Source organism: Komagataeibacter europaeus LMG 18890 (assembly GCF_000285295.1).
Lineage (GTDB): Bacteria > Pseudomonadota > Alphaproteobacteria > Acetobacterales > Acetobacteraceae > Komagataeibacter > Komagataeibacter europaeus.
In genome coordinates this window covers 60803-84751 of record NZ_CADP01000002.1, presented here as the reverse complement: position 1 = coordinate 84751, position 23949 = coordinate 60803, and the positions used below count along the sequence as shown (strand labels likewise).

Here is a 23949-nt window from a genome sequence, read left to right as displayed (position 1 = left end):
TGACGGCCGCCAGGGATCGGGGCCAGCCGGGAACAAACGTCATAATATGCCTTTGCCCCCACGGCCAGCCCCCTTCTTATGACGCGGATGGATAGGAAATGGCGAGGACCTCGATCATTTCCTCGCCACGCGGGGTGACCAGACGGACCTCATCGCCCACGCCCGCGCGCATGAGCGCCCTTGCAACGGGGGAGATAAGACTGACCTGCCCCGCCGCCATGTCGGCCTCGTCCACGCCGAGGATGGTAACGGTCCGTTCTGCATCGCGTTCAGTGGCATAGGTGACCGTCGCGCCAAAAAACACGCGGTCACGCTGCGGCTGGGCCGCCGGGTCGACAATAACGGCGTTATCGATGCGTTTGGTCAGGAACCGGATGCGGCGGTCAATTTCACGCAGGCGGCGCTTGCCGTACTGGTAATCCCCATTTTCCGACCGGTCGCCATTGCCCGCGGCCCACGATACGATTTCCACGATCTTCGGGCGTTCATCGCGCAGCAGGGCATTCAGTTCATCGCGCATGGCGGCGATCCCGCCTGGCGTAATATAGCACGACAGGCCGCCCTTTGCCGGACCGTCCTGTTTCGTGGCCGATTGCGGCCGGGTTTTCAGCATCGTGCCACCGTCATGCGGATATGCCCCTCCATCACCTGTCCGGGGGCCAGCACGCGCACGCCGCTATCGGCAATGGTGCCGCGGTTGAAGCCATCATTCATGTTGCTGACCGGTTCAAGCCCGATATAGGGCAGTCCCGGCGGGGTAAACAGCACGAGGTGGGACAGTTCCGGGCTGCCTTCCACCGTCAGGGCGTATCCCGCCCGTGGCCAGCGCAGGAAGGCGCTGCCCGACCACCCGGCATAGCAGTTGTCGATCGGCGCATGCCCCGCGTCCCGCATGTGGGCGAATGAGCAGTCCCCTTCCGCCGGGATCCGCAGCAGCGGCAGATGGTCCGGCCCGTTGGTCCATACGCTGCTGGCGACAAACCCTATCTTCAGCCCTGAATGGCGGGGGAAATAGGGATGGAACCCCATGCCTACCGGCTGGTCGCGCGTATCGGTGTTTTCCAGCAGGATTCCGATCGACAGCCCCGCTTCATGCAGGTCATAGCGTAGCTGGGCGCGATAGCTGAACGGCCACTGGCCCGCATAGGCGCCAGACGGGGTGTGATCGAGGGCAAGGGTCGCGCTGCTGTCGGACAGGAGCGCGATTCGCCACCGCCGCTGCCACCCGTTGCCATGGATGGCGCAGTTTTCCCCCGCGAAGCTGGGGTCAAGATGATAGTCCACCCCTTCGAAACGGAAATGGTCACCCGCCACGCGGTTGGAAAACGGCACCAGCGGATAACCCGCAACCGCGCGCCCGTGCTGGGCCACCAGATGCGGGTCACTGACCGGACGGAGGAATTCCATACCCGCCCCGTTGTGCCAGAACGCGATACTGCCCCCAAGGTCGGGCAGCAGGCCAAGGCGCATGCCGCCCGCGTTCAGTTCCAGCGTGGGGGACATGCTCCGTTCCCGCTGCCCGGTACAGGGCCGGGGCTGTCCGCCTGTCCTATCGTCCACGCCGCTTTCCCCTTCCCTTCGCCTGATCGGGATCATAGCCACCGCCACCCGGACCCAACGGCACCGGGCCACGGTTGCGCCGGGCTATGGCCTTCGGGCTGGTACCGGGACGACCCGCGCTGGACTGCGGCAGGGGTGGTGGCTCCATACCCAGTTCGAGAGCCTCCAGCCTGCGGATTTCGTCGCGCAGGCGGGCCGCCGTCTCGAATTCCAGTTCGGCCGAAGCCGCACGCATCTTTTTTTCCAGATCGGCAATGGCGGCCTTGTAGTCCTTGCCCACCATTTCCTGCACGCTGCCATCCGCCGTGGGCGTGACGGTGACGTAATCCTGTTCGAATACCGAGGATATGGCCTCGCCAATATGCTTGCGCACCGACTGGGGGGTTATGCCGTGTTCCTCGTTCCACAGGCTCTGCTTTTCGCGCCTGCGGGCGGTTTCCTCGATGGCGTAGGCAAGGCTGTCGGTCATCTTGTCGGCATACAGCAGCACGCGGCCATCCACGTTACGCGCGGCACGACCGATGGTCTGGATCAGCGACGTGCGCGAGCGCAGGAAACCTTCCTTGTCCGCGTCCAGAATGGCGACCAGCGAACATTCGGGGATATCCAGCCCCTCACGCAGCAGGTTGATGCCGATCAGCACGTCAAATGCGCCCAGCCGCAGGTCACGGATGATCTCGATACGTTCAAGCGTATCCACGTCCGAATGCAGGTACCGCACGCGTATGCCTGCTTCATTCATGTATTCGGTCAGGTCCTCGGCCATGCGCTTGGTCAGGGTCGTGACCAGCACGCGCCCGCCATCGGCAATGGTCTGGCGGCATTCGGCCAGCAGGTCATCCACCTGATGCTCGACCGGGCGGACAATGGTGACGGGATCGATCAGGCCGGTCGGGCGGATCACCTGTTCGGCGAACACGCCGTCCACACGCCGCATTTCCCACGGGCCGGGGGTGGCGCTGACGAACACGGTCTGGGGGCGGTAGGAATCCCATTCGGCAAAGGTCAGCGGCCGGTTGTCAAGGCAGGACGGCAGGCGGAAGCCGAATTCCGCCAGCACGGATTTACGCGCATGGTCCCCCCGTTCCATCCCGCCAATCTGCGGCACGGTCACGTGGCTTTCATCCACGATCAGCAGCGCGTCCTCCGGCAGGTATTCAAACAGGGTTGGCGGCGGCTCCCCCGGCGCGCGACCGGACAGATAGCGTGAGTAGTTCTCGATCCCCTTGCACACGCCCGTGGTCTCGATCATCTCGAGGTCGAAGGTGGTGCGCTGCTGCAGGCGTTCGGCTTCCAGCAGCTTGCCCTCTTCGGTGAAGCGGGCAAGCGTCTCGCGCAGTTCCTGCTTGATGCCCGTCATCGCCTGCGTCAGCGTCGGCCGCGGGGTGACGTAATGGCTGTTGGCATAGATGCTGATGGATTCGAGGTCGCCGGTCTTTTCACCCGTCAGCGGGTCGAATTCGATGATCTCGTCAATCTCGTCGCCAAACAGGCTGACGCGCCATGCCCTGTCCTCGTTCTGCACGGGAAAGACATCTATCGTTTCGCCCCGCACACGGAAGGTGCCACGCTGGAAGGCCGCGTCATTGCGGCGGTACTGCAGTTCGACCAGTCCCTTGATCAGCCTGTCGCGATCAATCTCGCCACCGACTTCCAGCTTGACCACCATGCGCGAATAGGTCTCGACCGAGCCGATACCATAGATGCACGACACCGAGGCCACGATGATGACATCATTGCGTTCCAGCAGCGCCTGTGTCGCGGCATGGCGCATGCGGTCGATCTGTTCGTTAATCTGGCTGTCTTTTTCGATATACGTATCCGACCGGGGCACGTAGGCCTCGGGCTGGTAATAATCGTAGTAACTGACAAAATACTCGACCGCGTTATCGGGAAAGAACTGCTTCATTTCCGCATAAAGCTGGGCGGCGAGTGTCTTGTTGGGGGCCAGCACCAGGGTCGGCTTCTGCGTCGCCTCGATGATCTTGGCCATGGTGAAGGTCTTGCCCGACCCGGTAACACCCAGCAGGACCTGATCACGTTCGCCCCCCTCCACGCCGCCGACCAGTTCGGCAATGGCCGTTGGCTGGTCGCCCGCGGGTTCATAGGGGGAATGGACCCTGAATTTATTGGTCTTGGGTTTTGCGGGCTGACGTTCGGGCTGGAACAGGACAGGCATGTCTGCCGGATCGATGTCAGTCGTCTTTTTCTTCTTGCTGCGCGATGCTGTTGCCATGGCTACAGACAGTGGGGACGCAACCGCCCCGACGCAAGAGGCCGGTGCGACCGGGGCGTTCCCATTTCCCTCAGTTCCGTGATCCGAGTGGTGCCGGCACCCGGGCGGTGCGCAGGGCTTCGGCCTGCCTGCGGGCCAATGCGGCCTCATTGAAATCACCTGCCAGTTCCTGGAACAGTTCGTGCCAGTTCACCTTGGCCTTCAGGCGCAGGAACACGCTGCCCAGCCCCACGGCGGACCGGTCCACCAGCACGAATTCACGCGGTGGCTGCACGCCGCCGGTACGCTTCAGGCCATTATAGACGCGTTCGGCCACGGCACGGCCATATTGCGGGTCGTTGTCTTCCTGAATGAACCGTTCCCGGTTATCCAGCAGCGGGCCATAGATGAAACGCGCCCATTCGTTCAGCACACGCACCGTATCAAGCGACAGGTTGGTGAAGCCCCATGCCTCATAGGCATGCATCGCCAGTTCCTCGTCATCCGTCTCGATCGCGCGGTGCAGGTCGATGATGCCCTGCACGAAGCGGGAGGGGAAAATCCGGATCGCGCCGAAATCCAGCAGATTGATGCCGTAGTCGTCACGCACGGTGAAGTTGCCCATGTGCGGGTCGCCATGAATGACGCCATACCGGTACAGCGGCGCATACCACGCGCGGAACAGGGCGCGCGCCATGCGGTTGCGCTCCTCCTGCGTGGGGTTGGTGTCCAGCACTTTCTGGATGCCGCGCCCGTTGACCCATTCCATGGTCAGAAGGCGCGCGGTGCACAGCGCATCCACGGGCCGGGGAATGGTGATGTCCTCGAATTCCGCCAGCATAAGGTGATACAGCCGCATGTTCGCGGCTTCACGCAGGTAGTCCAGCTCCTCGTACAGCCGGTCCTGCAGTTCCTCCAGCACGTCATCCTGGCAGATCGTGCTGTCAAGCCTGTAGAACAGCCCCACCGCCATGCGGAACTGCTTGAGATCGGATTCGACGGTGGATTTCATGTCCGGATACTGCAGCTTGCACGCAACCTCGCGCCCGTCGGGCAGCACGGCGCGATGCACCTGCCCCAGACTTGCGGCAGCCGAGGCTTCCCGGTTGAAGGAGCGGAAGTTACGTTCCCAGTTCGGCCCCAGTTCGGCGGACATGCGGCGGCGGACGAAATTCCAGCCCATTGGCGGCGCATTGGCCTGAAGCTGCGCCAGTTCCTTGGCATATTCCTCAGGCAGGACGCCGGGAATGGTGGACAGAAGCTGCGCGCCCTTCATCAGCGGCCCCTTCAGCCCGCCAAGGACACTCTTCAGATCCTCGGCATGAACGGACTGGTTGGAGCGGAAACCCATCTTGTGCCCGGCGATACGCGCGGCGATGCCGCCGACCGTCCCGGACGTGCGCACCATGCGGCGGAATTCACCAAACAGGCCGGTATTATCGATATTCCGTTCATCCGCCACGTCAGACACGCTCCAGTTCATCAATAAATCCGGCGATCACATCCAGTCCCTTCTGCCAGAAACCGGGGTCCGCCGCGTCCAGCCCGAAGGGGGCCAGCAGTTCACGGTGCCGCTTCGTCCCGCCTGCCTTCAGCATATCGAGGTACTTGTCCTGAAAACCCGGATGACCGGACCGGAACACCCCATATAGCGCGTTTACCAGGCAATCACCAAAGGCATAGGCGTACACATAGAACGGTGAATGGATGAAATGGGGGATGTAGGTCCAGTACACATCGTAATCTGGCGTGAAGTTGAAGGCGGGGCCCAGGCTTTCAACCTGCGTCTGGCGCCAGATTTCGCCAATGCGCGCGGGCAGCAGTTCGCCGCGACGGCGCTCCTCATGCACCAGCATCTCGAAGCGGTAGAAGGCGATCTGCCGCACGACGGTGTTGAGCATGTCCTCCACCTTGGCCGCCAGCATGAGCCTGCGGCGCGCGGGATCGGTCTGGGCATCAAGCAGTGCGCGGAAGGTCAGCATTTCGCCAAACACGCTGGCGGTTTCCGCCAGTGTCAGCGGCGTGCTGGACATAAGGTAGCCCTGCTTTCCCGCCAGCACCTGATGCACGCCATGGCCCAGTTCATGCGCCAGCGTCATCACGTCGCGCGTGCGCCCACGATAATTCAGCAGCAGGTAGGGATGCACCGATGGCACGGTAGGGTGGGCAAACGCGCCCGAGGCCTTGCCCGGCACCGGCGGCGCATCAATCCAGGCATGGTCGAAAAACTGCTTCGCCACCGTGCCCATGCGCGGGTCGAAGCCTTCGTACGCGGCCATGACCTGCTTTGTCGCCTCCGTCCACGGGATCAGCGGTTCATCCTGCGTGGTCAGCGGGGCGTTACGGTCCCAGTATTCCAACTTTTCCAGCCCCAGCCACTTGGCCTTGAGCGCATAATAACGGTGCGACAGGCGGGGATAGGCCTCGGTCACGGCCTGCACCAGCGCATCGACCACGTCATCCTCGACCATGTTGGCGCAGTTGCGCGCCGAAGTCGGGCGCGGGTAATGGCGCAGCCCGTCCACGATGGCCTTGTCCTTGGCCAGCGTGTTCGTGATCAGCGAAAACAGCTTCACGTTGCGGCCCAGTTCATCGCCAATGGCGTGGGCGGCATGTTCGCGCACCGTGCGATCAGGGCTGGACATGGTATCCAGCGCATTGCCCAGCGTCGTGTCCTCGCCCCCCACGCGCACCCGCAGGCTGGCCATCGTCTCGTCAAACAGGCGATTCCACGCGGCGGCCCCCGTGACGGATTTTTCGTGCAGGACGGCCTCGACCTCGTCAGACAGCTGGTAGGGCCGGAACACCCGCAGGTCACGCAGGAAAGGCGCCCAGTGCGCAAGCGCCGGGTCGCTCAACTGCGCGGACAGCCCGTCATCGGAAATGCGGTTGATTTCCAGCGTAAAGAACAGGAGATGCGTGGAAATGGCGGTCAGCCGTTCATTGACCGACTGCGCGAACCGCGCCACGTCGGAATCCGATGTATTGGCCGCGAACAGAAGCTGCGCATACGATCCCGCCCGACCCAGCACTTCGTCAATACGCTGGTATTCGGCAATGGCCTGCGCCAGTTCACCACCCGGCACATTGGCCAGCCGCCCCTGCCACGCGCGCGCGAACGCCTGCGCGTCCTCATCCGCCTGATCAAGGTCGGTCGCAAGCTGCGGCGAATCCGGCCCGTCATACAGGTCCGACAGGTCCCAGCGCGGCAACCCGGCCAGTGCGGATGCGCCGCCTGATGACTGGCCTGCATCCCCATGCACGGGGGAAAGACCGGCTGCACCGGCCCGGGGGGCGGAAAAATACGCTTTGGACATAGATCGAGCACCAACCATCAGATCGGGCGAAGCCTGCGCACATGCGCCTGCGACGCGATTCCCATGTCGTGAATCTAGTGCGTCCCGGCGCGACGCGCGACCCAGCCCGTCGATATTCTGCCCTGAATACAGATGGGGCCGGACATTCCTGCCCGGCCCCACCCTGCACGACAACAGTGAAATCAGCCCTGCATTCAGGCGCCACGCGCCATGGCGGGCGCTTCAAACCCGATCACGCGCGCATATTCCGTAGGCACGACATGCCAGAAACGCGGCAGGGTCTTGTCCCAGTTATGCAGCAGCAGTTCGGCATAGCGGCTGCCGGTTTCGCGGGCATGGGTTTCCACCTGTTCACGCAGCATGGCTTCCCATTTCGGGTCCTGCACCCGGCACCACATGACCGTATCGGGGTTCACCCGTTCGGCAAACGTGCCGCTGGCGTCATAGACAAAGGCCATGCCACCGGTGAAGCCCGCGCCGAAATTGTCACCAATCTCGCCCAGGATCACCACCGTGCCGCCGGTCATGTATTCACAACCATTGGACCCGCAGCCCTCGACCACCGCAGTCGCACCCGAGTTACGCACCGCGAAGCGTTCGCCCGCCTGCCCCGCCGCATACAGCGCGCCAGCAGTCGCGCCATACAGGACGGTATTGCCGACAATCGCGTTTTCATTCGACACGAGGCTGGAAGATGGGGAGGTCCGCACCACGATGGTCGCCCCCGACAGCCCCTTGCCGACATAATCGTTCGCATCGCCCAGCACCTCGAGCTTGAGGCCCTGCACCGCGAACGCGCCCAGCGACTGCCCCGCCGAACCGCGCAGCCGCACCGTCAGGTGCCCCGGCGCTAGCGTGGTCATGCCGAACTGCCGCACGATCAGGGACGAGATGCGCGTGCCGATCGCGCGATGCGTGTTCTGCACGTTGTACTGCAACTGCATCTTCTCGCCATGATCGAACAGCGGGCGCGCATCGGCGATCATCTGCGCATCCAGCGTCTCGGGCACCTCGTTGCGGCCTTCACGCGTGCAATAGCGGCCATAGGGGCCGGGATCGGCCTGCGCCAGCAGCGAGTTGAGGTCAAGGTCATCCAGATAGTCGGCCCCGCGCAGCACCTGATGCAGCAGGTCTGTGCGGCCGATGATCTCGTTCAGTGAGGTGAAGCCCAGCGAGGCAAGGATGTTGCGCACGTCCTCGGCAATGAAGGAGAACAGGTTGATGACCTTCTCCGGCGTGCCCTCGAACTTGCGGCGCAGTTCGTCATCCTGCGTGCACACGCCCACGGGGCAGGTGTTGGAATGGCACTGGCGCACCATGATGCAGCCCATGGCCACCAGACTGGCCGTGCCAATACCGAATTCCTCCGCACCCAGCATGGCGGCGATCACCACGTCACGGCCGGTCTTCAGGCCGCCATCGGTGCGCAGCTTCACCCGGTGGCGCAGGCGATTGAGCATCAGCACCTGATGCGCCTCCGCCAGTCCCAGTTCCCACGGCATGCCCGCATACTTGACCGAGGATTGCGGGCTGGCCCCGGTGCCACCGGAATGACCCGAAATCAGGATAGCATCCGCCTTGGCCTTCGCCACACCGGCCGCAATCGTGCCGATACCCGAACGGGCGACCAGCTTCACGGTCACGGTGGCCTCGGGGTTGATCTGCTTGAGGTCGTAGATCAGCTGGGCCAGATCCTCGATCGAGTAGATGTCGTGATGCGGCGGGGGCGAGATCAGGGTCACGCCCTCCGTCGCATGCCGCAGCTTTGCGATCAGGCCGGTCACCTTGAAGCCGGGCAGCTGCCCGCCCTCACCGGGCTTCGCACCCTGCGCCATCTTGATCTCGATCTCGCGGCAGTCGTTCAGATACTGCGCGGTCACGCCAAAACGGCCTGACGCGATCTGCTTGATGGCGGACGACGCATTGTCGCCATTGGGGCGCGGCTTCGCGCGGGCCGGGTCTTCGCCGCCCTCACCCGAATCGGACTTGGCGCCGATGCGGTTCATGGCGATGGACAGCGTTTCATGCGCCTCGGGGCTGAGCGCGCCCAGCGAGATGCCCGGCGCGATCAGGCGCTTGCGCAGTTCCGTGATGCTTTCGACCGATTCCACGGGAATGGCCGTGCGCCCGCCACGGAAGTCCAGCAGGTCACGCAGGGCGACCGGCGGCAGGCGACGCACCGCATCGGCATAACGCTGATAGACCGAGAAGCTGCCGGTGGAGACCGCCGTCTGCAGCATGTGGATCAGGTTGCCGTCAAACGCATGCACTTCGCCACTGCGGCGCAGCTTGTAGCGGCCGCCAACAGACAGCGTTTCCACCTGCCTGTTCCACGCCTTGTGGTGGAAGCTCAGGACATTGCGCGCGATGCCGGTCAGGCCGATGCCGGAAATGCGCGAGGGCATGCCGGGGAAGAATTCCGCCGTCAGGGCACGCGACAGGCCGATGGCCTCGAAATTATAGCCGCCACGATACGACGCCACGATGGAAATACCCATCTTGGACATGATCTTCAGCAAGCCCTTGTTGACCGCCTTGCGGTATCGCTCCACCGATTCGCTCAGCGTCAGCTTCCCGAACAGGCCACGACGCTGGCGGTCGGCAATGCTTTCCTGCGCCAGGTACGGGTTGACCGTGGTGGCCCCCACCCCGATCGTCACCGCGATCGCATGCACATCCAGCGCACCGGCGGAACGGACATTGAGCGAGGTGAACGTACGCAGCGACTGGCGCACCAGATGCGTATGCACCGCCGCCGTCGCCAGGATCATGGGGATATAGGCGCGATCACCGGACTGGTGTTCATCGGTCAGGAATACGTGGGTGCAGCCCTGACGCACGCGGTCCTCGGCCTCGGCCCGGATCCGGGCGATGGCGGCGCGCAGGCCCGCCTCCCCGTCGGCGGCGGGAAAGGTACAGTCGATGATGCAGGCGTTCCTGCCGCAGAAATCGACCAGCGCCTGGAATTCACCCGTGGTCAGCACCGGGGAAGGAAGCTGGAGCAGGTCGCACTGGCTCTCGTTTTCCTCCAGGATGTTGCCAAGGTTGCCCAGACGGGTCACGAGGCTCATCACCCGCGTTTCACGCAGGCTGTCGATGGGCGGGTTGGTGACCTGGCTGAACGCCTGCCGGAAATAATGCGCAAGCCCGCGATAACGGGTGGACAGCACCGCCAGCGGCGTATCATCCCCCATCGACCCGATGGCTTCGGACGCATTTTCCACCATCGGCTGCAGGATGGTTTCAAGGTCTTCCAGCGTCAGGCCAACGGCCAGCTGCCGGCGGCGCAGCATCCCGGCGTCATACAGCACGGGTTCGCTGCCATCAGGGCGGACAATGCTGGAGATTTCCTGCGTGCGCTTGACCCAGGCGGAAAAATCCTGCCGCCCGGACAGTTCATCAAGCAGTTCCTCGTTGCTGTACAGCTTCGCGGTCTTGAGGTCGAGCGCCAGCGACTGCCCCGGGCCAAGACGGCCACGGCTGACGATCTCGGCCTCGGGCACCTTCACCATGCCGGTCTCGGACCCTACGATCAGCAGGCCGCCTTCGGTAATGGTGTAGCGCAGGGGACGCAGGCCGCTACGGTCAAGGCCCGCGACCATCCACCGCCCGTCGGTGGCGCACAGGGCGGCCGGGCCGTCCCACGGTTCCATCACGGCGTTGCAGTAGGAATACATGTCCTTGTGGCGCTGCGGCATGGCGGAATTGCCGCCAACGCTTGCCGGGATCATGAGGCACCGCGCCATGGGCGCGTCACGACCGGCAAAGGTCAGCAGTTCGAACACGTTGTCAAAGCACGCCGTGTCCGACCCCTGCGCCTGCACCACGGGCTTGAGGTCATCCATGTACGGATCGAGGATGGGATCGGCCAGACGGGTTTCGTGGCTTTTCATCCAGTTGACGTTGCCCGAAATGGTGTTGATCTCACCATTATGGGCCAGCCTGCGGAACGGCTGCGCCAGCTTCCATGTCGGGAAGGTGTTGGTCGAGTACCGCTGGTGATAGATGGCGAAGCGGCTGACGAAACGCGGGTCGAGCAGGTCGGGATAGAATTCCGTCAGGTGTTCGGCCAGGAACATGCCCTTGTAGATCAGCGACCGGCACGACAGCGAACACACATACAGGTCAACCTGATTGGCGATCGCGCTTTTTTCGATCCTGCGGCGGATCACATACAGGTCGCGCTCGAATTCGTCTTCCGTGCTGCCGGGCAGGTTGCGGATCAGGATCTGCTCGATCTCGGGGCGGGTGGCGTTGGCCTTTTCCCCGATGCAGTCGGTGTTGATGGGCACCTGACGCCAGCCATAGATGCTGTAGCCGAAGGCCAGGATCTCGCTTTCAATGATCTGGCGGCAGCGTTCCTGTGCCGCGATATCGGTCTTGGGCAGGAAGATCATGCCCACCGCGATCTGGCTGTCCACACCGCTTTCCGCGCCACCGGCATGGATCGCGTCGGCAAAGAAGTCCTGCGGGATCTCGACATGGATACCCGCGCCGTCGCCGGTCTTGCCATCGGCATCGACCGCGCCACGGTGCCAGACCGCCTTCAGCGCCGCGATGCCGGCTTCCACCACGTCGCGGCGCGGCTTGCCATCAAGGGCCGCGACCATGCCCACGCCACAGGCGTCATGTTCATCGGCGGGGCTGTACAGGCCGGAAATGGCCTGCGCGTTGTCCTGCCATTCCTGAACGAAATCGGTGGACTGGTTTTCAAACTGATCCATCATGCTTACTCCGCCACCTCGGCCTGCGCGGCCGTCATTTCCTCAAGCCATGCGTGCATCCGGGCCGCCGCGTCCCGGCCATCGCGGATGGCCCACACCACCAGGCTGGCCCCGCGCACGATGTCGCCCGCGGCAAACACGCCGGGCAGGCTGGTCATGAACGTCTTGCGATCAACCATGAGCGTGCCCCAGCGCGAGACCTCCAGCTCCGGCTGTCCCCACAGCGTGGGCAGCGGTTCGGGATCGAAGCCCAGCGCCTTGACCACCAGGTCGGCTTCCAGCGTGAACGTGCTGTTTTCCACCGGTTCGACCGACTGGCGGCCGCTGGCGTCGGGCAGGCCCAGCTTCATGCGGCTGGCGCGCACGCCGGTCACGTGACCGTCGCCCTCGAATGCCTGCGGGGCGGCAAGCCAGACGAACTCGACACCCTCTTCCTCGGCGTTCTTCACCTCACGCACGGAGCCGGGCATGTTGGCGCGGTCACGGCGGTACAGGCACTTCACCGACTTCGCACCCTGCCGGATGGCGGTGCGCACGCAGTCCATGGCCGTATCGCCACCGCCGATCACCACGACCGACCTGCCTGCCGCGTTCAGCTCACCATTGTCATATTCCGCGACACTGTCACCCAGCGAGACACGGTTTGACGCCGTCAGGTAATCCAGCGCGCGCACGATACCATTCAGCCCCGCGCCGGGGCCGCCGATATCACGCGACTTGTACACACCCGTTGCGATCAGCACGCCGTCATGACGCGCGCGCAGGGTGGAAAACGCGATGCTGTCCGCGCCATCGGTATCGCCAATGCCCTTGCCCAGATGGAACTGAACGCCGGATTCCACCAGCAGCTTGTGGCGACGCAGCACAATGTCCTTCTCCAGCTTGAAGCCGGGGATGCCATACATCAGCAGGCCGCCAATGCGATCGTAACGGTCATAGACATGGACCTGATAGCCCTGCTCACGCAGTTGCACGGCTGCGGCAAGGCCACCGGGGCCTGCCCCGATGATGGCGACGCTCTCGTCACGCTCGGCCACCGGCTTCACCGGCTTGACCCAGCCATTATCGAAAGCGGTGTCGGTGATGTAGCGTTCGACCGCGCCGATGGTGACGCTTTCGAATCCTTCCTCGATCACGCAGTTGCCTTCACACAGGCGATCCTGCGGGCAGATGCGGCCACAGATTTCGGGGAAGGTGTTGGTGGCGGATGACAGTTCGTATGCCTCCTCCATCCGGCCCGCCGCCGTCATCATCAGCCAGTCGGGGATGTTGTTGCCCAGCGGGCAGTGCACCGAACAGAACGGCACGCCACACTGCGAGCAGCGCGAGGCCTGCGTTTCGGCCTTTACGGGCACGAATTCGGCATAAATCTCGTTAAAGTCCCTGCGGCGCGCCTCGGCAGGCCGTTTGTCCGGCTGCTCCTGCGCCACAGAGACGAATTTCAGCATGCGCTCGGCCATCGGTCTGCCCCTGGTCTGCATAATGGAAGGACGTCCCGGGCGCGCGACAGGCGCCCGAAGCGAGGAACAGACCTACGCAACACCCCGGACGAATAAAAGACAGCATTGCTGACCTTATTCAAAGAAAACACCAGAAATGCCCGAAAAATCCGAAGTCCCGGGCCACCTAGCCCATCACCAGCCCCATGGGGGATGGTGCAATGCCCAGCATGTCGAGCGTACGCGCGCCGGGGGCCACCACATTGTCCACATACAGCAGCCTGACCTGATCGCGCGTCAGCATCTTTCCAGGCAGGTGTTCCAGCACCATCCCCTGAACGGTCGCCAGCCAGCGCGGCACCACGAATAACGGGCGCGGATGCCCGCCCCACCGCGCCGCCCATGCCACGATCTGCCGCATGGTCAGTACCTGCGGGCCGCCGAATTCAAAAATGGCCCCCGCCATGTCCGCACCCGTTGCAATGCGGACCATGCCATCGGCCACGTCGCCCACCCAGACCGGCTGGAAACGGGTCGTGGCGCCAAAGACCGGCATGACCGGCAGGAACCGCGCCATGCGCGCGAACATGGCGGGGAAAGCGCCATCCACCCCGAATATCAGCGAGGGGCGGATGATCACCGCCTCCGGCATCGCGCGGCCGACCATGCATTCGCCCTCCGCCTTGCTGCGGGCATAGGCGGAGGGACTGTCGGCACGTGCGCCGAGCGCCGAGACATGGATCAGGCGCTCGACCCCGGATGCCGCGGCCAGCCTTGCCACGCGCGCGGCCCCTTCGACATGGATGGCCGTGAACGTATCGGCGCCGTGGGGGGCAAGGATTCCCACCAGGTTGATGACAAGGCTGCTGCCCTCGATCGCGGCGACGCATGCCTTTTCATCCGTGATGGACGCGACGACGGACACCACCTGCCCCACATCCCCCAGCATCCGCAGTGTCGCCGCATCCGTGGCCGTGCGCCCGGCAACCCGCACCACATACCCCGCCCGCGCCAGCCGCCCGACCACGGATCGCCCTACGAATCCCGAACCACCAAAAACCGTCGCGACCTTGCGTGTCATAGCCAGCCCCCACCTGTGGCGCATGATTGCGCCGCCCACCGTTTTCCCATTTTACCTGCCGCCCAGACAGTCAATTCTGCCCTGCACGGCCACCCGCCCGGACGGGAAGAAAGAAAAAATGCGCCTGTTTTCAAAAAAATGCATTTACCCTGTTGACCGTACCGCCGGGCCGGACTAAACACCCCTCACACCACCCCGGCGGCCTCCGCTGGGGAGCCTCTGAGCCCAGATGGCGGAATTGGTAGACGCGCAGGTTTCAGGTACCTGTGGCCGCAAGGTCGTGGAAGTTCGAGTCTTCTTCTGGGCACCATCACACAAAAACTGGTAAAACTCCCCTCCGGGGACGGTCAGGGCAGCCCTCTTGGGGACTGCCCCGTTATCTTTTTGTCTGTTTCCCTGCGCAAATTGGTGTAAACCGCCCACGAATACCCATTTTACAGACAGGTCCACACGCGTCGCCCCGACCGGGACGGGATCGTGACATAACGGATGGCTTTCCTTGCGGTTGCGTTCCAGACCTGCCACCGTGAAACCGAATATCGTGACGGAGCATTTTCCATATGGCTGCAAGCCCGGCCCCTGACGCCATCCATTTCCATCGCGGCGACCTGCCGGCCGAGGTCACGTTCACTGGCGCCGTGGCTGTTGATACGGAAACGATGGGCCTGAACCCGCACCGGGACCGGCTGTGCCTCGTGCAGCTTTCGGGCGGGGACGGGCATGCCCATCTGGTTCAGGTGCCCGCAGGCGTCACGGCGGCGGACTGCCCCAACCTGGTGCGCGTGCTGACCGACCCCACGCTGCCCAAGCTCATGCATTTCGCCCGCTTTGACGTGGCGATCCTGCAGCATACCCTTGGCATCACGGTTGCGCCGAACATCTGCACCAAGATCGCCTCCAAGCTGGTGCGGACCTATACCGACCGCCATGGGCTGGCCCATCTGTGTCGTGAACTGCTGGGGGTGGAACTGAGCAAGCAGCAGCAGAGTTCCGACTGGGGCGCGCCCGAACTGACACCGGAACAGCGGGCCTATGCCGCATCCGATGTACTGTACCTGCATGCCCTGTGGGCAAAGCTGGAGGCGCTGCTGCACCGTGAAAACCGTCGCGAACTGGCACAAGCCTGTTACGATTTCCTTCCGACCCGCGCCCGTCTGGATATCCTTGGCTACGTGGATCCGGACATTTTCGCGCATCGCGCAGCCTGATAATGGTTCCGGCGTTTGACCGGAAACCATTTCACGACAATACAGACCTGGCATGAACAGCAGCCTTTCCCCCACCCTCCCCGTCGTTGAAGAAAGCGTGCCGCAGGTACAGGCCCGCATGCTCAATGAAGCCTGCAGCGTGCTGCGTACCGAATCCGCGGGCCTTCAGGCCATGATTACCGCCATGGAAACGTCCGGTCCCGATGGGCAGGAGGGGCTGGGCCCGGCCTTTGTCAAAACGGTCGAGCACATTCTGGCGGACAACATGCGCGTGGTGGTAACGGGCATTGGCAAGTCGGGGCATATCGGGCGCAAGATCCAGGCGACCCTTGCCTCCACCGGCACGCCCGCCATTTTCGTGCATCCGGCCGAAGCCTCGCACGGGGATCTGGGCATGCTGCAGCGCGGGGATGCGGTACTCGCCATTTCCAATTCCGGCGAAACGGCGGAAATGGCCGACCTGATTTCCCATACGCGCCGTTTTGGCATGCTGCTGATCGCCATGACATCGCGCCCGGAATCCACGCTGGCCCGCACGGCCGATATCGTGCTGCCACTGCCCCATGCGCCCGAAGCCTGCCCCAACGGGCTGGCGCCGACCACCAGTTCCACCATGCAGCTTGCGCTGGGGGATGCGCTGGCCATCGTGCTGCTGCAGCGCCGCCGGTTCAGCGCCAGCGATTTCGGCATTTTCCACCCCGGCGGCCGACTGGGCACGCAGTTGCGCCGGGTGCGTGAACTCATGCATACGGGCGAAAGCATGCCGCTGGGCCCCCCCACCATGCCGGTACGGCAGGTCATCATGGAAATGACCCGCAAAGCCTTTGGCTGCATGGGCGTGGTGGATGCGAAAAACCGGCTGGCCGGGCTGATTACCGACCGCGACCTGCGTCTTGCGCTGGAGCAGGACCTGGACAATACCTGTGCCGCCGACATCATGAATGCCAGACCGCAGATCATTGGTCCCGACATGCTGGCGGCAGAGGCGCTACGCATCATGAATGACCGTCCCCGCCCCATTTCCAGCATTTTCGTGCTGGATAATGAAAACCACCCTGTCGGCATCCTTCATCTTCATGACCTGCTGCGTGCTGGCGTTGCATGACCGAACAGCCGGACGACAGGGACGACGGGACCGATCCCAACCACATCCAGCGTGAGGACTACACCCGCAGCGCGGCCGACATCGAACGCCAGCGCAGCATATTCGACCAGTCCACACGGACGCGCCTGCTGCCCAATGCCGCCGACCTGGCGCGGCGGCAGACCATCCTGCGGTCGGCCAAGTGGATGCTGCCGCTTCTGGCGCTCATCCTGCTGGGTTCCATCGCCGCATGGCCCGCGGTGCAGCGCGCGGTCATCATGCATACCGGCACCATGGCGCAGATGAGCCATGTGCGCGTGAAAAGCGGCAGCATGCTCAACCCCACCTATCGCGGGCTGGATGACCATGGCCACCCCTACATGATCACCGCGGACGAGGCGCGCCAGATCTCGTCCGAACGGATTGACCTGAGCAACCCGGCCGCCGACACATTGATGGATAACGGCAACTGGCTGTATGTCACCGCGCATGACGGCGTCTATATCCAGCATGCGCAGATCCTGGACCTGATGCATGATGTCACGCTGTACCGCAATGACGGGACCCTCATGCTCAGCCCCTCGGCCGATATGGACATGCGTCACAACATCGTCGTATCCGATGACTGGATCCATGCCGAGGGCCCCATAGGCCAGATTGACGTACAGGGCGGCATGCTGGACACACGCGGTGGCATCATGCTGTTTCGCGGGCCGGGCCGCATGATCCTCAACGCAGCGGAAAGATCGAACTGATGGCGCGCGCAACATTCCGCCTGCCGCTTGGCGGCGTCCTTGTGGGACTGGTGGCGGCACATCCCGTCATGGCGCAGGGGCTGGACATGTCCCACGGCCAGCAGATCAATGTCACCGCCGCAGGTGGCTTCGACTGGGACCAGAACGCGCAGACCGTCACCGCCTATGACCGCGCGCAGGCCATCCGTGGCGACGTGACCGTGCGGGCGGACAAACTGGTCGCCTTCTACCGCAAGAAGGCCGCGACCACCCCGGAAAAGACCACGTCCCCCGCCACGCCACGGGCCGCGGCATCCGGGCCGCCAGGGGCCGATGCGCCGCTGGCGGCCCATCTGGGCGTTGCCCCCCCGCTGGAAACCCGCCGCCCCCACATAACGGACAATGCCCCGCAGGCGGCGGGCGATACCCCGCCCGCCACGCCATCGCAGGCCACGCCGGCGGCACCGACACCGCCGCCAGCGGCCCCCGTCGGCACCGATCCCGATGTGGACACCAGTCTGGCCACGACATCCGATACCCTGCCGCAGGACATGCCCACGCCCGATGCCCCCGCGCCCGCGGGCGTTCCCGGTGGCCAGCCCGGCACCGCCACGGGAAATGGCGCGGGCAGCGGCGACGGATCGGGCGGGGCCAGCGAGGTCTACCGGCTGGAAGCGGTCGGCCACGTCCATTCCTTCAACACGAATGACCAGGCATGGGGCGACCATGCGGTGTATGACGTGGATCAGGCGATCCTGGTCATGACCGGCCAGCATCTGAAGATGACCACGCCACAGGATATCCTGACCGCGCGCGACGTGCTGGAATATCATTCGCACGAACACATGTCGGTCGCCCGTGGCAACGCCACCATGACCACCAATGACGGACGGCAGATACGCGCCGATGTGCTGGTCGGGTATGACAGGCCAAAGGCACAGCGCAGCAACCCGCGCCACGACTGGGATGCGAGCCACCCCGATGGCAAATCCCGGACGGACGCCACCAGTGTTGACGATCGCCCGTCACCCGGGGCCGGGACGATCGACCATGTCGATGCCTTCGGCCATATCGTGATCCGCACCCGCACGGAGACCATAACCGGGGACCGGGGCGTATATGTGCCCGATACGGGCATTGCCCGTCTGGTTGGCAACGTGCATATCACCCGTGGGGAAAATCAGGTCAGCGGCACGTCGGCCATCGTGAACATGCATACCGATATCGCGACGCTGACCGATAACCCCGGCTCACGTGTCAGCGGCCTGGTCATTCCGAACCAGGCGGGCAAAGGTGACAAGGGATCAGCAAGATGAACACGACATCCCCGGCGGACCAGGCCACCACCGAACAGCCGATCCCCGCAGCCGAAGCGGGGCTGATCGCCAGCGGCATCGGCAAGAGCTACAAGAAACGGCAGGTCGTGCGCGATGTCTCGCTGCAGGTCCAGCGTGGCGAGGCCGTGGCCCTGCTGGGGCCGAACGGCGCGGGCAAGACCACCAGCTTCTACATGATCGTGGGACTGGTGCGGCCCGACATGGGCACGATCACGCTGGATGGCGCGGATATCACCCAGTTGGCCATGTACCGCCGCGCCCGCATGGGCATTGGCTACCTGCCGCAGGAATCAAGCATTTTCCGTGGCCTGAATGTTGAACAGAACATCATGGCGGCGCTGGAGATCGTGGAACCCGACCGGGACCGGCGGCAGACGATGCTTGACGGGCTGCTGGGGGAATTCGGCATTACCCGGCTGCGGCATTCATCCTCCCTCGCCCTGTCGGGCGGGGAGCGGCGGCGGCTGGAAATCGCCCGCGCGCTGGCCAGCCAGCCGCATTATATCCTGCTGGACGAACCGCTGGCCGGTATCGACCCCATTGCGGTGGGCGAGATCCGTGACCTTGTCGCCCACCTGAAGGATCGTGGCATCGGGGTGCTGATTACCGACCACAACGTGCGCGAGACGCTGGAAGTGATCGACCGGGCCTACATCATGCACAGCGGGCAGGTGCTGACCGAGGGACGGCCCGAGGAAATCGTGGCGAACGAAGACGTGCGCCGTGTCTATCTGGGTGAAAAATTCACGCTGTAGGCCCGTACGCGCGCCCCTGTGTGACAGGGTGCATGTGCAAGGGGAAGGCCATGGAAAAACCTGTGGTCTTTTATGCAAGGAAGGCATGGACAGCAACGGTGCAACCATGCCCAAATGTACCCGTTCGGGACCATGTGCCCGACAGGCACAACGCAACCGCCACCAGCACGCAGCCCGCATGGGAGCAGGATCGTCCCCCTTATTTCATGACCATTGACTGAAACGACCGTATTCCGTCTCCCGCATGCGACTGCGTTGTGATCATGTAAGGAGTTACCCCTTATGCACATCAGTGTTGCCGGAAAGCAGATCGACCTGTCCGATGCCCTGAAACACCGGGTAAGCGCCCATCTGGACCGCATTTCGGAAAAGTATTTCGGGCAGGCCATGGAGGCCCGCGTTACCTTCAGCCGCGCACGTTCGTTTTTTACCTGTGACATCAACCTGCACGCCACGCGCGGCCTGACCCTGCGCGGTGAGGGCGAGGCGGCGGATGCCCATTCCGCCTTTGACGATGCAGCCGAACACATTGCCCGGCGCCTGCGCCGCTATCACCGCAAGGCCACGAATCACGGCCATCTCAAGGTCCGCCAGCAGGTACCCGAAATCGGTCGTGGCTATGTGCTGCGTCCCGGCATGGCCGAGCCGCCTGCCGCCGCCGAGGATGACGGCGTGGCCGAGGATGAGGACGCGGCGCTGCCGCCCGCCGGTCCCTATGCCACCATCATTGCCGAACACCCGACCGAGATCCCGGCCCTGAGCGTGAGCGAGGCCGTGATGCGTCTTGACCTGGCGGATAGCCAGATCCAGCTTTTCCGCAACACGAAGACCGATACCATCAACGTGCTGTACCGTCGGCCGGACGGCAATATCGGCTGGCTTGACCCGTCCCTGCGCCAGGCCAGCTGACATGACAGGCCAGTCCGCCGCCCTCGCGCGGACTGGCAGCATCACAAATGCAAATGGCCCTGCCCCGCAAACCGGGACAGGGCCATTGCCTTATCTGGTGTAACGTCGTGCCTAGTGCAGCGGCACCGGCATCATTTCGTGCTGGAGGATGGCGTTTATGGCCGTCTCCCTGTCTTCCGTCACCGCCATGGGCGTGCCATCGGCGGCATGGATGGCAAATCCGGCTTCGCCCTCGACCTCTACCGCGCGGATGTAGGCCACCGATTCCATACCCAGACCGCGCAGTTCCGAGGTGCTGATGACCGGTGCGGCATTTACCACATCATTCTGCAGCAGCACCCGGCCATTCTGTGTTGTGACTCTCATCGCGTTATCTCCTGCATCATGAAGGGACGGTCGTCCCTTCCCATCCGCATCGCAATATGGGCCGTTACATTACGGCGTACGCTGTTATTCCTCGTCAATGACCCTCACGACACGTTGCTTGCGTCCGGCGGGTACGTCCACCACCGGCGCCACACGATCGCGCGACGCCGGGGTTGCGGGCGCGCGACCGATCTCGATCTTGCGCACACGGACTTCCGGCTGCGGGCGGGCCAGTTCGATATGCAGCAGGCCGTTATCCATCCACGCGCCACCGACCTCGATTCCCTCGGCCAGGACGAATGCCTTCTGGAACTGGCGGGCGGCAATGCCACGGTGCAGGAAGATCCGTCCCTGCCCGTAGTCGCTCTGTCGGCCGCGAATGACCAACTGGTTGTCTTCCTGCGTGATATGCAGGTCTTCCATCACGAACCCCGCCACCGCCAGCGTAATGCGCAGGGTCGTGGGGCTGACCTGTTCTATATTATAGGGCGGATACCCGTCCGACGCGTTTTTCGATGCGCGTTCAAGCATCTGCTCCAGATGGTCAAACCCGAGGAACATGGGTGACCCGAAAACTCTACCCGACAAATCGGCCTCCTCTGCTGCGAGCGAGACAAGAAACGAAAAACGGACCCGAAACAGCATCCGCATCCCGTCCCTTCACGATATGGGAGAATAATAGCCATGCGCAAGGGGAGGACACCACGCACGCACCTTGGCATTTTGGCCGCATCCCCTCTGGCATCCCATGTGGGGACACGCTAAATGGCAGTCTATGATTGATCATGATGTCATCGCTCAGGCGACCCCCATGCCGATCCTGGTCGCGCCCCAGGCGGTCCTGCGCCAGAAAACACGCCTTGTCCGCCCCGAGGACATGGGCGAGCTGCGCACCATCATCCCCCGCATGTTCGCGGCCATGTACCAGGCCCCCGGCATCGGCCTGGCCGCCCCGCAGGTCGGGCTTGGCATGCGGTTCGCCATCGTGGACGTGTCCGACAAGGACGAGGCGCGCAACCCGCTGGTGCTGATCAACCCCGAAGTGATCGCCGAGACGGACGACATGGCCGTGCGTGAGGAAGGCTGCCTGTCGCTGCCCAACCAGTATGCCGAGGTCATCCGCCCCGAAGCCGTGCGCGTGCGCTATCAGGACATGGACGGCAAGGTGCAGGAACTGGAAGCCGATGACCTGCTGGCCACCTGCCTGCAGCATGAGATCGACCATCTGGAAGGCATCCTGTTCGTCGATCACCTGTCGGCGCTGAAGCGCAACATGATCATGCGCCGCCTGGCCAAGGAACAGCGCCAGAAACACTGATCGCGCCAGTCGCGATCACACAGCCCGGAACCTGGGGTAAGCCCGGACGGGTTCCGGCCCAGCCTGAACGGATTCCAACGCCATGCGACTGGCCTTCATGGGTACGCCTGACTTCGCGGTGCCCGCCCTGCGCGCCCTGCATCAGGCCGGGCATGACATCGTAACCGTCTACAGCCAGCCCCCCCGCCCCGCAGGACGCGGGAAGAAGCTGCGTCCCTCCCCCGTGCAGGTCGCGGCGGAAGAACTGGGCATTCCCGTCCGCACGCCGCTGTCGCTGCGACGCAATACGGAAGAACACGCCTTTTTCCGTGACCTGAAGCTGGATGCGGCCGTGGTGGCGGCCTACGGGCTGATCCTGCCGGTGGAGATGCTGGACGCCCCCGCGCGTGGCTGCCTGAACATCCATGCCAGCCTGCTGCCGCGCTGGCGCGGCGCGGCCCCTATCCAGGCCGCCATCCTGGCGGGTGACTGCGAAAGTGGCGTCACCATCATGCAGATGGATGCGGGGCTGGATACCGGTGCCATGCTGCTGCGTGATCATGTGGCGCTGACAGCGCACACCACCGCCACCACCCTGCATGACGACCTTGCGGCCATGGGCGGTCGACTGATTGTCGATGTCCTGAACCGTCCTGCCTTTCCCGGCACGCCGCAGCCGGAAACCGGCGTCACCTATGTCCAGCGCCTGAGCCGTGAGGACGGACGCATCGACTGGACCCGTCCCGCTGCCGACATTGACCGGCAGGTGCGTGCCCTGACCCCATGGCCGGGCACCTTCACCACGCTGGGGGAACAGGTCATCAAGATCGGGGCCGTCAGCCTGATGCCCGATACGACACGGGCCACCGCGGGCACGGTGGTGGATGACTGCCTGCTGGTGGCCTGCGGCAACGGGACGACGCTGCGCATCACCCGCCTGCAACGCCCCGGGCGGGGCATGATGGAGGCCGCCGATTTCCTGCGCGGGCAGGCCGTTGCCCCCGGCACGCGCCTTGGGGTGGAGACGCCAGGTGACTGAAACCCCGCCCGCGCGTCCCGGTGATGCCGCCCCGCCATCGGTCTGCCGCTGGGCCGTACTGATGGAATATGACGGGCGCGGCTTTGTCGGCTGGCAGCGCCAGCAGGCAGAGCACCTGACCTCGATACAGGGGCTTCTGGAAGATGCGGCAAAAAACCTGACCGCCGGGCGCGTCGTGCGCAGCATCACCGCAGGCCGCACGGATGCAGGCGTGCATGCCAGCGGGCAGGTCGCGCATCTGGATTTCCCGGCCGATGTCACATTGTCCAGCGCCACGGTGCGGGACGGACTGAATTTCTACATGAAGCCCCACCCGGTCGTCGTGCTTATGGCGCGCCCGGTGCTGCCGCACTGGAATGCGCGTTTTTCGGCGTGTTCACGCGCCTATCGCTACCGTATCCTCAACCGTGCCGCCCGCCCGGCGCTGGAGGAAGGCCATGTCTGGCACGTCCGCGCGCCACTGGATGCGGATGTGATGCACAGCGCGGCCCAGTCGCTGGTGGGACGGCATGATTTTACATCTTTCCGTGCCTCCGCCTGCCAGGCACGCAGCCCGGTGCGCTCGATCGACCGGCTGGCTGTACGACGTGAGGGGGAACATGTCGTGATTGAAGCCGAAGCCCGCTCCTTCCTGCACCATCAGGTGCGCAACATGGCCGGGACGCTGAAACTGGTGGGCGAAGGCCGCTGGGCACCGGAACGGGTCGAACAGGCCTTGGCAGCCCGCGACCGCCGCGCGGGTGGCCCGACCGCACCGCCGGAAGGGCTGTGCCTGACCGGCGTCGGGTATGCAGAAAACCCTTTCAGCCGCTGAGCTGTACCGCCGTCGGGGAATAACCAGTAAACGTTTTTGGTGAAGCTTTTTTCAACAGCTTCCAGGAATG

General features: G+C 64.0%; 19 protein-coding genes and 1 tRNA gene. 10 read left to right on the top strand and 10 right to left on the bottom strand.

The features are described 5' to 3' along the window. Nucleotides 1-76 precede the first annotated feature (76 nt). The 8 genes from greB to GEU01_RS01890 all read right to left on the bottom strand — a co-directional run bounded on the left by greB (nucleotide 77) and on the right by GEU01_RS01890 (nucleotide 14336). Nucleotides 77-613, bottom strand: a complete 537-nt coding sequence (gene greB, locus GEU01_RS01925; RefSeq protein ID WP_019084723.1) for a transcription elongation factor GreB — start codon at nucleotides 611-613, stop codon at nucleotides 77-79. After that, nucleotides 607-1503, bottom strand: coding sequence for an aldose 1-epimerase (locus tag GEU01_RS01920; RefSeq protein ID WP_019084722.1), 897 nt, complete (start codon nucleotides 1501-1503; stop codon nucleotides 607-609). The genes greB and GEU01_RS01920 overlap by 7 nt, the downstream gene beginning before the upstream one ends. Nucleotides 1504-1549: 46 nt before the next feature. Then, nucleotides 1550-3796: an excinuclease ABC subunit UvrB gene (gene uvrB, locus GEU01_RS01915; protein ID WP_010507701.1), complete on the bottom strand. Its 2247-nt coding sequence runs from the start codon at nucleotides 3794-3796 to the stop codon at nucleotides 1550-1552. A 70-nt stretch (nucleotides 3797-3866) separates the two neighbouring features. After that, nucleotides 3867-5258, bottom strand: coding sequence for an ABC1 kinase family protein (locus GEU01_RS01910; protein ID WP_019084721.1), 1392 nt, complete (start codon nucleotides 5256-5258; stop codon nucleotides 3867-3869). Continuing rightward, the gene (locus tag GEU01_RS01905) at nucleotides 5239-7092 is read right to left on the bottom strand and encodes a M3 family oligoendopeptidase (RefSeq protein WP_010507705.1); all 1854 of its coding nucleotides are present in this window, start codon (nucleotides 7090-7092) and stop codon (nucleotides 5239-5241) included. The genes GEU01_RS01910 and GEU01_RS01905 overlap by 20 nt, the downstream gene beginning before the upstream one ends. Nucleotides 7093-7286: 194 nt before the next feature. Continuing rightward, a complete protein-coding gene (gene gltB / locus GEU01_RS01900) occupies nucleotides 7287-11819 on the bottom strand; it encodes a glutamate synthase large subunit (protein ID WP_019084720.1) in 4533 nt (1510 codons plus the stop codon). A 2-nt stretch (nucleotides 11820-11821) separates the two neighbouring features. Then, complete coding sequence (locus GEU01_RS01895) at nucleotides 11822-13276, bottom strand: NAD(P)-dependent oxidoreductase (protein ID WP_019084719.1); 1455 nt, start codon at nucleotides 13274-13276, stop codon at nucleotides 11822-11824. A gap of 166 nt (nucleotides 13277-13442) precedes the next feature. Then, nucleotides 13443-14336, bottom strand: a complete 894-nt coding sequence (locus GEU01_RS01890) for a complex I NDUFA9 subunit family protein (RefSeq protein WP_019084718.1) — start codon at nucleotides 14334-14336, stop codon at nucleotides 13443-13445. A 223-nt stretch (nucleotides 14337-14559) separates the two neighbouring features. Between GEU01_RS01890 and GEU01_RS01880 the strand changes: the two genes are divergently transcribed. From GEU01_RS01880 to hpf, 7 genes are all read left to right on the top strand, one after another. Further along, nucleotides 14560-14646 (top strand) — tRNA-Leu (locus GEU01_RS01880). 250 nt (nucleotides 14647-14896) lie between these two features. Further along, a complete protein-coding gene (locus tag GEU01_RS01875; protein ID WP_019084716.1) occupies nucleotides 14897-15544 on the top strand; it encodes a ribonuclease D in 648 nt (215 codons plus the stop codon). Between the two features lie 52 nt (nucleotides 15545-15596). Continuing rightward, on the top strand, nucleotides 15597-16649 hold the full coding sequence (locus tag GEU01_RS01870; protein WP_019084715.1) for a KpsF/GutQ family sugar-phosphate isomerase: 1053 nt from the start codon (nucleotides 15597-15599) through the stop codon (nucleotides 16647-16649). Then, entirely contained in the window at nucleotides 16646-17383 is a 738-nt protein-coding gene (gene lptC, locus GEU01_RS01865; protein ID WP_019084714.1) for an LPS export ABC transporter periplasmic protein LptC, read from the top strand. Before GEU01_RS01870 ends, lptC begins: the two co-directional genes overlap by 4 nt. Beyond that, nucleotides 17383-18678: an LptA/OstA family protein gene (locus GEU01_RS01860; protein WP_019084713.1), complete on the top strand. Its 1296-nt coding sequence runs from the start codon at nucleotides 17383-17385 to the stop codon at nucleotides 18676-18678. Before lptC ends, GEU01_RS01860 begins: the two co-directional genes overlap by 1 nt. Continuing rightward, complete coding sequence (gene lptB / locus GEU01_RS01855) at nucleotides 18675-19454, top strand: LPS export ABC transporter ATP-binding protein (protein ID WP_019084712.1); 780 nt, start codon at nucleotides 18675-18677, stop codon at nucleotides 19452-19454. Before GEU01_RS01860 ends, lptB begins: the two co-directional genes overlap by 4 nt. A gap of 282 nt (nucleotides 19455-19736) precedes the next feature. After that, complete coding sequence (gene hpf, locus GEU01_RS01845) at nucleotides 19737-20363, top strand: ribosome hibernation-promoting factor, HPF/YfiA family (RefSeq protein ID WP_010507715.1); 627 nt, start codon at nucleotides 19737-19739, stop codon at nucleotides 20361-20363. 111 nt (nucleotides 20364-20474) lie between these two features. Here hpf and GEU01_RS01840 read toward each other — a convergent pair whose 3' ends face one another. Both GEU01_RS01840 and GEU01_RS01835 read right to left on the bottom strand, forming a co-directional pair. After that, the gene (locus GEU01_RS01840) at nucleotides 20475-20729 is read right to left on the bottom strand and encodes a DUF1150 family protein (protein WP_010507717.1); all 255 of its coding nucleotides are present in this window, start codon (nucleotides 20727-20729) and stop codon (nucleotides 20475-20477) included. A gap of 84 nt (nucleotides 20730-20813) precedes the next feature. Then, nucleotides 20814-21290, bottom strand: coding sequence for an Hsp20 family protein (locus GEU01_RS01835; RefSeq protein WP_019084710.1), 477 nt, complete (start codon nucleotides 21288-21290; stop codon nucleotides 20814-20816). Between the two features lie 214 nt (nucleotides 21291-21504). Here GEU01_RS01835 and def point away from each other — a divergent pair, with 214 nt between their 5' ends. From def to truA, 3 genes are all read left to right on the top strand, one after another. Further along, nucleotides 21505-22047: a peptide deformylase gene (gene def, locus GEU01_RS01830; RefSeq protein WP_019084709.1), complete on the top strand. Its 543-nt coding sequence runs from the start codon at nucleotides 21505-21507 to the stop codon at nucleotides 22045-22047. 82 nt (nucleotides 22048-22129) lie between these two features. After that, on the top strand, nucleotides 22130-23065 hold the full coding sequence (gene fmt / locus GEU01_RS01825) for a methionyl-tRNA formyltransferase (RefSeq protein WP_019084708.1): 936 nt from the start codon (nucleotides 22130-22132) through the stop codon (nucleotides 23063-23065). A 61-nt stretch (nucleotides 23066-23126) separates the two neighbouring features. Next, complete coding sequence (gene truA, locus GEU01_RS01820) at nucleotides 23127-23879, top strand: tRNA pseudouridine(38-40) synthase TruA (RefSeq protein WP_182355334.1); 753 nt, start codon at nucleotides 23127-23129, stop codon at nucleotides 23877-23879. Nucleotides 23880-23949 lie beyond the last annotated feature (70 nt).

Excerpts from the sequence above, each read along its gene's own strand:
- GEU01_RS01875 (WP_019084716.1), top strand. The coding sequence starts at position 14,897 with ATGGCTGCAAGCCCGGCCCCTGACGCCATCCATTTCCATCGCGGCGAC.
- GEU01_RS01910 (WP_019084721.1), bottom strand. The coding sequence starts at position 5,258 with ATGAACTGGAGCGTGTCTGACGTGGCGGATGAACGGAATATCGATAAT.
- lptC (WP_019084714.1), top strand. The coding sequence starts at position 16,646 with ATGACCGAACAGCCGGACGACAGGGACGACGGGACCGATCCCAACCAC.
- gltB (WP_019084720.1), bottom strand. The coding sequence starts at position 11,819 with ATGATGGATCAGTTTGAAAACCAGTCCACCGATTTCGTTCAGGAATGG.
- def (WP_019084709.1), top strand. The coding sequence starts at position 21,505 with ATGATTGATCATGATGTCATCGCTCAGGCGACCCCCATGCCGATCCTG.
- GEU01_RS01895 (WP_019084719.1), bottom strand. The coding sequence starts at position 13,276 with ATGGCCGAGCGCATGCTGAAATTCGTCTCTGTGGCGCAGGAGCAGCCG.
- GEU01_RS01835 (WP_019084710.1), bottom strand. The coding sequence starts at position 21,290 with ATGTTCCTCGGGTTTGACCATCTGGAGCAGATGCTTGAACGCGCATCG.
- GEU01_RS01840 (WP_010507717.1), bottom strand. The coding sequence starts at position 20,729 with ATGAGAGTCACAACACAGAATGGCCGGGTGCTGCTGCAGAATGATGTG.
- greB (WP_019084723.1), bottom strand. The coding sequence starts at position 613 with ATGCTGAAAACCCGGCCGCAATCGGCCACGAAACAGGACGGTCCGGCA.
- GEU01_RS01905 (WP_010507705.1), bottom strand. The coding sequence starts at position 7,092 with ATGTCCAAAGCGTATTTTTCCGCCCCCCGGGCCGGTGCAGCCGGTCTT.
- GEU01_RS01860 (WP_019084713.1), top strand. The coding sequence starts at position 17,383 with ATGGCGCGCGCAACATTCCGCCTGCCGCTTGGCGGCGTCCTTGTGGGA.
- uvrB (WP_010507701.1), bottom strand. The coding sequence starts at position 3,796 with ATGGCAACAGCATCGCGCAGCAAGAAGAAAAAGACGACTGACATCGAT.
- GEU01_RS01920 (WP_019084722.1), bottom strand. The coding sequence starts at position 1,503 with ATGTCCCCCACGCTGGAACTGAACGCGGGCGGCATGCGCCTTGGCCTG.
- fmt (WP_019084708.1), top strand. The coding sequence starts at position 22,130 with ATGCGACTGGCCTTCATGGGTACGCCTGACTTCGCGGTGCCCGCCCTG.
- lptB (WP_019084712.1), top strand. The coding sequence starts at position 18,675 with ATGAACACGACATCCCCGGCGGACCAGGCCACCACCGAACAGCCGATC.
- hpf (WP_010507715.1), top strand. The coding sequence starts at position 19,737 with ATGCACATCAGTGTTGCCGGAAAGCAGATCGACCTGTCCGATGCCCTG.
- GEU01_RS01890 (WP_019084718.1), bottom strand. The coding sequence starts at position 14,336 with ATGACACGCAAGGTCGCGACGGTTTTTGGTGGTTCGGGATTCGTAGGG.
- GEU01_RS01870 (WP_019084715.1), top strand. The coding sequence starts at position 15,597 with ATGAACAGCAGCCTTTCCCCCACCCTCCCCGTCGTTGAAGAAAGCGTG.
- truA (WP_182355334.1), top strand. The coding sequence starts at position 23,127 with ATGGAATATGACGGGCGCGGCTTTGTCGGCTGGCAGCGCCAGCAGGCA.